Origin of the sequence: Kitasatospora purpeofusca (assembly GCF_034043715.1) — a bacterium.
In the GTDB taxonomy this organism is placed as follows: domain Bacteria; phylum Actinomycetota; class Actinomycetes; order Streptomycetales; family Streptomycetaceae; genus Kitasatospora; species Kitasatospora purpeofusca_A.
On the sequence record NZ_JAXCLC010000029.1, the window covers coordinates 82,525 to 94,597 of the forward strand.

The 12,073-nt window shown below is 73.5% G+C and carries 4 protein-coding genes and 1 pseudogene; 1 reads left to right on the forward strand and 4 read right to left on the reverse strand.

From position 1 onward, the window contains the following. Positions 1-13: 13 nt before the first annotated feature. From SM793_RS17245 to SM793_RS17255, 3 genes are all read right to left on the reverse strand, one after another. The gene (locus SM793_RS17245) at positions 14-8,512 is read right to left on the reverse strand and encodes a hypothetical protein (protein ID WP_320439073.1); all 8,499 of its coding nucleotides are present in this window, start codon (positions 8,510-8,512) and stop codon (positions 14-16) included. A 257-nt stretch (positions 8,513-8,769) separates the two neighbouring features. Next, positions 8,770-9,369: a fasciclin domain-containing protein gene (locus SM793_RS17250; protein WP_320439074.1), complete on the reverse strand. Its 600-nt coding sequence runs from the start codon at positions 9,367-9,369 to the stop codon at positions 8,770-8,772. Between the two features lie 314 nt (positions 9,370-9,683). After that, complete coding sequence (locus tag SM793_RS17255) at positions 9,684-11,201, reverse strand: MFS transporter (RefSeq protein WP_320439075.1); 1,518 nt, start codon at positions 11,199-11,201, stop codon at positions 9,684-9,686. Between the two features lie 436 nt (positions 11,202-11,637). Between SM793_RS17255 and SM793_RS17260 the strand changes: the two genes are divergently transcribed. After that, positions 11,638-11,985 carry a DoxX family protein gene (locus SM793_RS17260; protein WP_320439076.1) on the forward strand — a complete coding sequence of 116 codons (348 nt, stop codon included), beginning with the start codon at positions 11,638-11,640 and terminating at the stop codon, positions 11,983-11,985. Here the strand turns inward: SM793_RS17260 and SM793_RS36450 are convergent. Beyond that, positions 11,978-12,073: pseudogene (locus tag SM793_RS36450) on the reverse strand (IS110 family transposase); the annotation flags it as partial. The gene SM793_RS17260 and the pseudogene SM793_RS36450 sit on opposite strands and share 8 nt — an antisense overlap.

Genomic DNA, 12,073 nt, shown 5'->3' on the forward strand with positions numbered 1-12,073 from the left:
GGTTCGGCGGACGTCAGCGGCGGGAGCGCCGCGCCGCCACCAGCAGGCCACCGAGGGCGAGGAGCAACACGGTGACCAGCAGCGCCGGCTTCGGACTGCCACTGCCCGTGGGCGGCAGCGGAGGCCGGGTCGTCGGGCTGGGGCTCGGGCTGGGCAGCTCGCCGACCGTGGTGGTGGTCGAGCAGTTGCCGCTGGTGCTCACCGCTGCCCGCCGCGCGCCGGCCCCGCTCCCGGTGCCGCCGCTGCCGGGGCAGTTGGAACCGTCGGCGGACAGCCGGTTGACGAGCGTCGCGCCACCCGTCGCGGGCTTCACGGTGACGGTGTAGCTGAGCGTCGCCGTCGCGCCGGGCCGGAGGTCCAGCGTCCACGTCAGGCGAGGCGCCGCGTAGTCCGTCCGCCCGGTGTCGGCGTGCGCGTCGAGACCGTAGACCGCGCCGTCCAGGACCCCGGAGAGGTCGTCGGTGACGACGGCGCCGAAGTACGTGCCACTGGCCCGGTTGGTGGCGGTGACGGTGTACGTGACCCGGTCACCGGCCTTCGGGGCCGCCGGTGTCGCGTGCTTGGTCAGCAGCAGATCGTGCCGCACGGTGATCGGCCCGGTCGGGGTGGCCACCGCGGTGCGATCGGTCACGTCCGGGTCCGGCCCGCCCGTCACCACCACCGTGTTGACCGGGACGGCCGTGGCCCCCGCGTCCAGCGTGCCGGTGAGAGTCCAACCCGCCGTCCGGCCGACCGGGATCTCGACGGCCGGGCAGGTCGCCGTTCCGTCCGCGATCGGGCAGGCGGTGCCGTCGTCCGCCGTCATCGTGGCGTCGTTCACCCCTGCGGGCACCCGGTCCGTGACGACGACGTCCCGTGCCAGCGAGGGCCCGTGGTTGGTCACCGTCACCCGCCACTGGATCCGCTGCCCGGCGACGACCGGGTCGGTCAGCAGCACCTTGGCGACGCTCAGCCGTGCCTGCGCCGACGGCGACCCCGAGGGCGAGGCGACCGCCGTGTGCGTGGGCGTGGCCGGGTCGGGGCCACCCGTGACGGTCGCCGAGTTGGTCGGCGTGACGGTCGCGCCGGCGTCGAGCGTCCCCCGCACCGTCCAGGTCCGCGTCCGGCCGACCGGGATCTCCACGGCCGGGCAGGTCGCGGTTCCGTCCGCGATCGGGCAGGCGGCGCCGTCGTCCGCCGTCATCGTGGCGTCGTTCACCCCTGCGGGCACCCGGTCCGTGACGACGACGTCCCGTGCCAGCGAGGGCCCGTCGTTCGTCACGGTCACCCGCCACTCGACCGGCGCGCCCGGCACGACCGGGTTGGTCACCAGCACCTTGGCGACGGTCAGGTGTGCCCGCGGCACCGGCTCGACGGACGGGCTGGCGACGGCCGTGTGCGTGGGCGTGGCCGGGTCGGGCCCGCCGGTGACCGTCGCGGTGTTGGCCGGTGTGGCGGTGGCGCCGGCGTCCAGCGTGCCGGTCAGCGTCCAGGTCCGCGTCCGGCCGACCGGGATCCCGACGGCCGGGCAGGTCGCCGTTCCGTCCGTGATCGGGCAGGCGGTGCCGTCGTCCGCCGTCATCGTGGCGTCGTTCACCCCTGCGGGCACCCGGTCCGTGACCATCACGTCACGGGCCACGGACGGGCCCCGGTTGGTCACCGTGACCTGCCACTGGATCCGCTGCCCGGGCACGACCGGATCGGTCAGCAGTGCCTTGGAGACCGAGAGGCGCGCCTCCTGCACCGGCCCGTCCGACGGGCTGGCGACGGCCGTGTGCGTCGGCGTGGCCGGGTCCGGCCCGCCGGTGACGGTGGCCGTGTTGGTGGGCGTGACGGTGGCGCCGGCGTTCAGCGTGCCGGTCAGGGTCCAGGTCCGGGTCTCCCCGGCCGCGATCTCGACGGCAGGGCAGGTCGCGGTCCCGCCGGCGATGGGGCAGGTGGTGCCGTCGTCCGCCGTCATCGTGGCGCCGTCGACCCCTGCGGGCACCCGGTCCGTGACGAGGACGTTCCGCGCCCGCGAGGGCCCGTTGTTGGTGACCGTGACCCGCCACTGGATTCGCTGTCCCGGCACGACCGGATCGGTCACCAGGACCTTCGCGACGACGAGGTCGGCCTGCGGTTCGGGACTTCCGCTCGGCGACGCGACCGCGGTGTGCGTCGGCGTGGCCGGATCCGGCCCGCCCGTGACCACCACCGTGTTGGTCGGCGTGACCGTGGCGTCCTGTGCCAGCGTGCCGCTCAACGTGTACGAGGCCGTCTCCCCGACCTCCAGGTCGATCGCCGGGCAAGTCGCGGTGCCGTTCGCGACCGGGCAGGCGGTGCCGTCCTCGTCCGAGGCCATCGAGGCCCCCGACACCCCGTCCGGGACGCGGTCCGTGACGACGACGTTCCGGGCCCGCGAGGGACCGTCGTTGGCCACGGTCACCCGCCACTGCACCGTCCGACCGGGCACCACCGGTTCGGTCACCAGTACCTTGGAGACCGTCAGCTTCGCCTGCGGTGTCGGCGAGCCGGTGGGCGAGGCCACCGCCGTGTGCGTGGGCGTGCTCGGGTCCGGCCCGCCGGTCACCACGGCCGTGTTGACCGGCGTCACCGTGGCGTCCTGCGCCAGCGTCCCGCTCAGCGTGTAGGTGACGGTTCCGCCGACCGGGATCTCGACCGCCGGGCAGACGGCCGTGCCGCCCGTGACCGGACACGCGGCCCGCGTCGCGTCCGGCGAGAGCGAAGCGCCGACGACACCCTCCGGGATCCGGTCGCTCACCACGACCTCGCGGGCCAGGCTCGGCCCGTTGTTGGTCACGCTGATCCGCCAGGCGATCGACTCGCCGGGCACGACCGGGTCGGTGAGCAGCGCCTTCGACACCGTGAGGCTCGCCCGCGGCTCGACCGTCTCGCTGGCCTGCGCGGTCGCCGTGTGGGCGGTCGCCGTCGGGTCGGGCCCGCCGGTGACGACGGCCACGTTGACCGGGGTGCCGGTCGCCGCCGGGTCGAGCGTCCCGCTGACGGTGTAGGAGACGCTGCCGCCGGCCGGGATCTCCACGGCGGGGCAGGTCGCCGTCCCGCCGGAGACCGGGCAGGTGGAACCGTCGGTGTCAGAGGTCATGCCCGCGCCGTTGACCTGGGCCGGGACGGTGTCGGTGACGACCACGTTCCGGGCCCGCGACGGGCCGTGGTTGGTGACCGTCACCCGCCACTCGATCCGCTGTCCGGGGACGACCGGGGCGGTCAGCAGCGCCTTGGCGATGCTCAGGTTCGCCTGCGGAGTGGGTACGGCGGTCGGCGAGGCCACCGCGGTGTGCGTGGGTGTGGCCGGGTCGGGCCCGCCGGTGACCACGACCGCATTCGTCGGGGTCACGGTCGCGTCCGGGGCGAGCGTCGCGGTGAGGGTGTAGGAGGCGGTCTGTCCGACCTCCAGCCCGATCGCCGGGCAGACCGCCGCACCGCCGGTGATCGGGCAGTCGGACGCGTCGGCGTCCGACTGGAGAACGGCGTTGGAGACCCCGTCCGGGACCTGGTCGGTGATCACGACGTCGCGCGCCCTGGACGGACCGTTGTTGGTCACCGTGATCCGCCACTGGATGACCTCACCCGGCACGACCGGGGCGGTCAGCAGCGCCTTCGCGACGGTCAGGCTCGCCTGCGGTGTCGGCGAGCCGGTGGGCGAGGCCACCGCTGTGTGCGTGGGCGTGCTCGGGTCGGGCCCGCCGGTCACCACGACCGTGTTGACCGGCGTCACCGTGGCGTCCTGCGCCAGCGTCCCGCTCAGCGTGTAGGAGACCGTCTGCCCGACCTCCAGCTCGACCGCCGGGCAGACAGCCGTTCCGCCCGTGATCGGACACACACTCCCGTCGGAGGCCGTCATGCTCGGCCCGCCGACCCCGTCCGGTACCCGGTCGGTGACGACGACGTCCCGGGCCCGGGAGGGTCCGTTGTTGGTGACGCTGACCTGCCATTGGATCTGCTGGCCGGGGACGACGGGGTCGGTCAGCAGCACCTTCGACACGGCCAGGTTCGCCTGCGGTGAGGGCGAGTCGGTGGGCGTGGCGACGGCTGTGTGCGTCGGTGTGGCCGGGTCGGGACCGCCGGTGACCGTAGCCGTGTTGGTCGGCGTGACCGTGGCGTTCTGGGCCAGGGTGCCGGTGAGCGTCCAGGCGAGGGTCTGGCCGGCGGGGATCTCGACGGCGGGGCAGGTCGCCGTGCCGTTGTTGATCGGGCAGGGCGTGTTGTCGGCGTCCGCCTTCATGCTCGCACCGGTCACACCTGCCGGGACGGTGTCGGTGACGACGACGTCCCGGGCGCGGGAGGGTCCGTTATTGGTCACGGTGACGCGCCACTGGATCTGCTGGCCGGGCACCACCGGATCGGTGAGCAGCGCCTTGGCGACGGTCAGGTTCGCCTGCGTCGAAGGTGAGTTCGTGGGGCTCGCGACGGCCGTGTGGGTGGGCGTCGAGGGATCGGGCCCGCCGGTGACCGTCACGGTGTTGGTCGGCGTGACCGTCGCGTTGGCGTCGAGGGTGCCGGTGAGCGTCCATGTCATTGAGGAACCGGCGGGGATCCCGACGGCGGGGCAGGTCGCCGTGCCGTTGTTGATCGGGCAGGCCGTCCCGTCGGCCGCCGTCATCGAGGCGTTGCCGACTCCTGCCGGAACGGTGTCGGTGACGACGACGTCCCGGGCTCGGGAGGGGCCGTTGTTGGTGACGCTCACCTGCCACTGGATCTGCTGGCCGGGGACGACGGGATTGGTCAGCAGCACCTTCGACACGGCCAGATTCGCCTGCGGCGTCGGCGGGTTGGTCGGCGTGGCGACGGCTGTGTGCGTCGGTGTGGCCGGGTCGGGGCCGCCGGTGACTGTCACGGTGTTGGTCGGCGTGACCGTGGCGTCCTGCGCCAGGGTCCCGGTGAGGGTCCAGGTCTGCGACGAGCCGGCCGGGATCTCCACCGCCGGGCAGGTGGCGACCCCGCCACTGATCGGGCAGTTGGCCCCGTCGGTATCGGCGGTCATCACCGCGCGGGTGACGCCCGTCGGCACCTGGTCCGTCACCACGACCTCTCGGGCGCGGGACGGTCCGTTGTTGGTCACGGTGACCTGCCACTGGATCCGCTGGCCGGGGACGACGGGGTTGGTGAGCAGCACCTTCGACACCGTCAGGTTGGCCTGCGGGGCGGGCGAGTTCGTCGGCGAGGCCACCGCCGTGTGGGTGGCCACTGACGGATCGGGGCCGCCGGTGACCGTCACCGAGTTCACGGGCGTCGAGGTCGCGTCGGAGGCGAGCGTGCCGGTGAGGGTCCAGGTCTGGGAGGAACCCGCCGGGATCTCGACGGCGGGGCAGGTGGCGACTCCGCCGCTGATCGGGCAGCCGGTCCCGTCCGAGGCCGTCATCACGGGGTTGTCGACCCCGCTCGGTACCTGGTCGGTGACGACGACGTTCCGGGCGCGCGAGGGGCCGTTGTTGGTGACGGTGACGCGCCACTGGATCTGGCGGCCGGGTACCACCGGATCGGTGAGCAGGACCTTGGAGACGGTGAGGTTGGCCTGCGGCGACGGTGAGTTCGAGGGTGATGCGACGGCCGTGTGGGTCGACGCCGTTGGGTCGGGGCCGCCGGTGACCGTCACGGTGTTGGTCGGCGTGACCGTGGCGTCCTGCGCCAGGGTGCCGGTGAGGGTCCAGCTCAGGGACGACCCGGCCGGGATCTCGACCGCCGGGCAGGTGGCGGTGCCGCCGGTGATCGGGCAGTTGGCTCCGCCCGTGTCGGCGGTCATCGTCGCGCCGGTGACTCCGGGCGGCACCTGGTCGGTCACCACCACGTTCCGGGCCCGGGACGGTCCGTTGTTGGTCACGGTCACCCGCCACTGGACCGGCTGTCCGGGCACCACCGGGCTCGTCAGCAGCGACTTGGAGACGGTGAGGTTGGCCTGCGGCGAAGGGCTCGCGGTCGGCGAGGCGACGGCGGTGCGGGCCGTGGCCCCCGGGTCAGGGCCGCCGGTGACCACCGCCGTGTTGGTGGGTGTCACGGTGGCGTCCGGGTCGAGGGTGCCGGTGAGGGTCCAGCTCTGCGACGACCCGGCCGGGATCTCCACCGCCGGGCAGGTGGCGGTGCCGCCGGTGATCGGGCAGTTGGCTCCGCCCGTGTCGGCGGTCATCGTCGCGCCGGTGACTCCGGGCGGCACCTGGTCGGTCACCACCACGTTCCGGGCCCGGGACGGTCCGTTGTTGGTCACGGTCACCCGCCACTGGACCGGCTGTCCGGGCACCACCGGGCTCGTCAGCAGCGTCTTCGAGATGGTGAGGTTGGCCTGCGGCGAAGGGCTCGCGGTCGGCGAGGCGACGGCGGTGCGGGTCGAGGCCGACGGGTCGGGGCCGCCGGTGACCAGCGCCGTATTGGTCGGCGTGGTGGTCGCGTCGGGGTCCAGGGTGCCGGTGAGGGTCCAACTGGCGGTGCCGTTCACCGGGATCTCGACGGCGGGGCAGCTCGCGGTGCCGCCGGTGATCGCGCAGGAGGCGCCGTCCTGGTCGTTGGCCATGCTCGCGGCGGTCACGCCGGCCGGGATCCGGTCCGTCACCACGACGTTGCGGGCGCGCGACGGTCCGTTGTTGGTGACCTTGACCTGCCACTTGATCTGCTGGCCGGGTACCACGGGGCTGGTCAGCAGCGTCTTCGAGACGACCAGGTTCGCCTGGTTGCCGGGTGGGACGGGGTTGGCGGTACTGGTGCAACTGGGGGAGCAGTTCGGGTCGGTGGCGCCACCCGGTGGGGTGACGGTGGCCCGGTTGTCCAGGGAACCGGTGGCGTCCGCCGGGACGGTGCCGGTGAGGCGGTAGGTGACCTGGCCGCCCGCCGGGAGGTCGACGGTGGTGTTGATGTCGCCGGTGCCGGAGGCGGGGCTGCCGCAGCTGCCGCCCCCGGCGGCCGTGCAGGTCCAGGAGAAGTTCCGGATCGTGGCGGGCAGGGTGTCCCTGACCGAGGTGCCGACGGCGTCCGAGGGGCCGTCGTTCCTGACCACGATGGTGTAGGTGAGCGGCTGGCCGGGCACGTACGGGTTCTTGTCGGGGGTCTTGGTGACGGACAGACCGGTGGTGGCGCGCCCGGGGGTGTCGACGGTGCTCGAACAGGTCGGACCGCAGTTGGGGTCGGTGGCGGCGGCGGGTCGGGTCACGGTCGCGGTGTTCGACAGGGTGCCGGTGGTGGAGGAGGGGACGGTGCCCGTCACCGTGTACGTCACCGAGCTGTTCGCCGCGATCGTGGCCGTCGTGTCGATGTTGCCGGTTCCGCTCGCGGCGCCGCAGCCGCTGCCGGTGCCACCGGAGGCGCAGGTCCAGGTGAACCCGGACAGCGCGGACGGCAGCGCGTCGCGGACGGCGGCGTTGACGGCCGGCGCGGGTCCGGCGTTGCTCACCACGAAGGTGTAGGTGAGCCGCTGTCCCGGGACGTACGTGGTGGGGGAGGCGGTCTTCTTCACGGACAGGCCGACCTGGGTGACCCACTCGAGGACGATCTCGCCGTTGCCGCCGTCGCTGTAGCCGCCGCCGTCACCGATTCCGCTGCCGCTGGTGTACTGGGCGTCGCTGCGTCCGCCCGAGGTGCCGCCGACGCCGTTGCCGCTGCTGTTGGTGCCGTTGGCGGTCTGCGTGTTGGTGACGCCGGTGCCCCGGTTGTAGCCGGAGCCGCCGCCGCCCATGCCGTTGGCCTCGAGCGTGCCGCCGCGCTGGCAGGCGCCACCGCCACCGCCGTAGTAGCCGCCGCCGCCTCCGCCGCCGCCCTCGTTCTGCGGGTTGGCGGCGCCGCGGCCGCCCTGGTACTGGACTCCGGCGGTGGCGGCCGCGCACGACGTCTGGGTGGCGGCGGCGCCACCCGCGCTCTGGGTGCCGCCCCGGCCGGAGGCGGCGGGCTGGTTGTCCTGTCCGCCGTTGCTGCCACCGCCGCCGCCCGCCGCCGGGATGGTCGCGTCGGCGCCGGGGGAGGAGCCGCCGCCGCCACCGGCCACGACCAGCGGGTTGGTGCCGTAGGCGCCGTTCCACACGGCGCTCATCCCGCCGCCGCTGCCACCGGTCGCACTGGCCGCGCCGGCGGCGGTGAAGCCCTGGCCGCCGGCGCCGCCCCCGCCGTACGTGGCGCTGGTGCTGTTCAGCCGGCCGCCCTGGCCGACGGTGAGGGTCAGCGACTGACCGGGCGTCACCGCGAGGGTGCCGGTGGTGTAGCCGCCACCACCGCCGCCGTACTGGCCGGTGTAGTAGGCGCGGGGGGAGCCCGCGCCGCCGGCTCCGAACACCCGGGCGTTGACGGCGGTCACGCCGGCCGGCACGGTGAAGGTCTGGTCGCCGCCGCTGTAGGTGACCCGGGTGCAGTTGGTGAAGCTGCCGGTCGGTGTGCACGCGGTCAGGGCCCGCTGCTCCAGGGGGAGCCCCTGCGGGCCGTACGCGGGAGGGGCGGCGGCGAGCGCCAGTCCGCCCTGGGGGACCAGGCACAGGAGCGCGAGCGCGCCGCGCACCGCCGTCCGGAACCGACCGCCGAGCAACGACCTCACCGGGGCCATCCGGCGTCTCCTCTCGCGCCCGTGCGCGCACGGGCACAGCTGGACGGAATTCACAGAAAATCCGGCGAATATACGCAGGCGAGATCAGAGACTGCCGAGAAGGAGCGCCCATTGGGACGAACTGATGACGTGTCAGTCCGCTTTTCTGCCGGAATCCGCGCTTTCGGCCCAGCCCGGCCACCGTTCGGCGCAACCGGGCGGAGCGGCCCCGGGACGCGGCGGGGCCGCCGTGCCGGGGCCGGGCCCGCGCGGGGGCGTCAGCCGAAGACCGGGACGGTGTCCAGGATCGCGAGTCGCGCGTTGGCCGTCCTGATGCTGCCGCAGAGCACCTGCGCGCCGCCGATGCGGTAGTCCTCGCCGCTGCCGGTGGCCTTGATCGCGGCGCCCTGGAGCGAGGTGTACTGCTTGTCCTGGAGGTCGCCCTTGCGCAGGTCGCGGACGACGATGAGCTTGCGGACCAGGTCGCCGGCGCCCTGCTGGGTGGCGAGGGCCTTCTTCTGGTCCTCGCCGAGTTTGGCGAAGGCCGCGTCGTTCGGGGCGAAGACGGTGACGTTCTCCATCGAGTCGAAGATGTCCTTGGCCTTGGCGGTCTTGACCAGGGCGGACAACTGGGAGAGGTCCTTGGTCTGGTCGATCGCGCCCAGCACCGGCAGGCGACCCATCGCGTCGAGGCTGCCGGGGCCGTCGCCGGGCATCGCCGCGCAGGCCTGGCCGAAGACCTTCTCGGGCGGCGGGGGCGCGACGGCCACCGGACCGGGCCCGCCGGTCCCGGCGTCGACGCCGCCGCAACCGGCGAGCGGGGCCACGGCGAGCGCCAGGGCCGTGAGGAGGGCGGGGCGGTGGGTACGGCGGCTCATACGGAGGTCCTCCAGGGGGAACCGGTCGAATCGTGCCGGATACGCCCCAGATGGTGACACCACGCCGAGCCGCCACCAGGGAGATCGGACCCGCACCGCACGACCCGTCACCCGTGCGGAGCCGTCCCCGGCCCGCCGGCCGACCCGACCGACCCCTGCACAGCCGCACCGGGCGCTGCGGCGGACCCGGGGACGGGCCAGGGGGCGCCGCCGTACAGGCCCGCCGTACGGGGCCGCATCGCCCCGAGCCCGTACACCGTGGCGCTGAGCCGTCTGCCGGTGCGAGGTGCTGTGCCGGTCCCGGGCGTCCCGTACTACGTGGACCGGCTGGGTTCGACGGCGCCGAGCGGAGCGGCCAGTGATTCCAGGCTGCGCCGTTCCGCCTTGACGCCGATCACCGCCTCGACCAGGCCGGCGAGGGTCATCAGGGTCGCGCCGATGCAGAACGCCAGGGTGGTGTCGGAGACCTTCCCGCTGCTCACCAGGCTGTTGAACAGCAGGGGGCCGCTGATGCCGCCGACGGCGGTGCCGATGGCGTAGAAGAAGGCGATGCACATCGCCCTGGTCTCCAGGGGGAAGATCTCGCTGACCGTCAGGTAGGCCGAGCTGGCGCCGGCGGAGGCGAGGAACAGGACGGCCGTCCAGCAGGCGGTCATGGTGACGGCGGACAGTGAGCCGTGCTGGAAGAGCAGCGCGGTGCCGAACAGCAGCACCCCGGAGCCGATGTAGGTACCGGCGATCATCGGTTTGCGTCCGACGGAGTCGAACAGGCCGCCCAGCAGCAGTGGTCCGAGGAAGTTGCCGACCGCGATCACCGCGAAGTAGTAGCCGGTGTCACCCTCGGGGACGGCGAAGTACTTGGTGAGGATCACCGCGTAGCCGAAGGTCACCGCGTTGTAGAGGAACGCCTGACCGATGAACAGGGCCAGGCCGAGCACGGTGCGGCGCGGGTAGAGGGTGACGACCGTGCGGGCGATGGTGCCGAAGCCGAGCGGGCCGCGCTCGCGGATACGGATCGGCTTGCCTTCGACGGGCGGCAGTTCGCGGCCGTACTCCTCCCGGACGATCCGTTCGGCCTCGGCCACCACCTCCTCGGCCTCCTCGGCCCGGCCGTGGGTGAACAGCCAGCGCGGACTCTCCGGGACGTGCCGGCGCACCAGCAGGATGACCAGGCCGAGGACCACACCGATGCCGAAGGCCAGCCGCCAGCCCAGGTCGGTCGCGAAGAAGGCGGTGTTCAACAGGGCGATGGAGGCGAAGGCGCCGATCGCCGCGCCGATCCAGAAGCTGCCGTTGATCACCAGATCGATCCGGCCGCGCACCCGGGCCGGGATCAGCTCGTCGATCGCGGAGTTGATCGCCGCGTACTCGCCGCCGATGCCGAATCCGGTGAAGAAGCGGCAGACGAAGAAGAACCAGGCGCTCCAGGAGAACGCCGTGACCGCGGTGGCCGCCAAGTAGACGGCCAGGGTGACCATGAAGAGCTTCTTGCGGCCCAGACGGTCGGTCAGCCAGCCGAAGAACAGCGCGCCGCTGCACGCCCCCGCGACGTACACGGCGGCCGCGATCGTGGTGACCTGGGTCGTCGTGATGGAGATCCCGCTGCCGCTCTGGGCGAGCCGGGCCGCCATGTTGCCGACGATCGTGACCTCGAGACCGTCGAGGATCCAGACCGTCCCCAGTCCGATCACGATCCGCCAGTGCCAGCGGGACCACGGCAGTCGGTCCAGCCGCGCGGGGACGTTCGTCTCGATGACCCCGTCACCGGGGCGGTTCCGGGCCGGCGTTGGTTGCCGCACCCCTCGCCCCGCGCCCTTCGCCGGGTCGGCCATGGCGAACCCCTTCCCTCACGCCGGTAGGACCCATGGCGTCTGCCCGGATCCCGCACGACCACACCCCACCACATCGCCCCGCCCATCCCGCGCATCCCGACCACTCGGCCGCGCCGTGCCCGGGCGTTCCTCATCCGCCCGGGTGTCGGCTTGGTCCGGTGCGGCGCCCTTGCCGCGGCGGGCCGCCACCGTGAAGGGCCCCGGCGGTGGAGGCGACTGCGCCGGTCGCCCGCTCACCCGGTCGCCCGCTCACCTGCTCGCCCGGTCGGTCGCGGGGCGGCAGGCGAGGAGTCCCGAGAAATTCCTCTGCGAGGTTGTCACACCCGTGCGGGCCGGCGGGTCAGTGGAGTGTTCGAGCAGGTGCGGCAGGGCGGGCCGGGATCGGTCCGCCCCGCCGTCCCGGCTCCCAGTCCCAACCGGATCAGGGGTATTCGCCATGTCTGTCGCCTACGTCGCCCTCACCGTCGCCAGTGCTCTGTGGGTGGGTTTCTCGGGTGTCTCGCTCGCGCGCCGGGCGGAGTTCGTGACCCAGCCGCTGGTGGAGTACGGTGTGCCGCGCTCGTGGTGGGGCCCGCTGGCGTTGGCGAAGCTCGCGGGCGCCGCCGGCCTGCTGGTCGGCCTCGCGGTCCCGGCCCTCGGCGTCGCCGCCGCGATCGGCCTGATCCTGTACTTCGCGGGCGCGGTGATCACCTGTCTGCGGGCCCGCTCCTACAAGACCGTGGCATTCCCGCTCCTCTACCTTGCCCCGGTCGCGGTCACCCTGGCTCTGGGCCTCGCAGCTTGAGCTCGATCGCGGCCTCGTCACCGGGACGGATCGGCTGCAGGTCGCGGCGCATTCGGGCCTGGTCGGCGATCACGAAGGCGTCGCGGGC

Excerpts from the sequence above, each read along its gene's own strand:
- SM793_RS17255 (WP_320439075.1), bottom strand. The coding sequence starts at position 11,201 with ATGGCCGACCCGGCGAAGGGCGCGGGGCGAGGGGTGCGGCAACCAACG.
- SM793_RS17245 (WP_320439073.1), bottom strand. The coding sequence starts at position 8,512 with ATGGCCCCGGTGAGGTCGTTGCTCGGCGGTCGGTTCCGGACGGCGGTG.
- SM793_RS17250 (WP_320439074.1), bottom strand. The coding sequence starts at position 9,369 with ATGAGCCGCCGTACCCACCGCCCCGCCCTCCTCACGGCCCTGGCGCTC.
- SM793_RS17260 (WP_320439076.1), top strand. The coding sequence starts at position 11,638 with ATGTCTGTCGCCTACGTCGCCCTCACCGTCGCCAGTGCTCTGTGGGTG.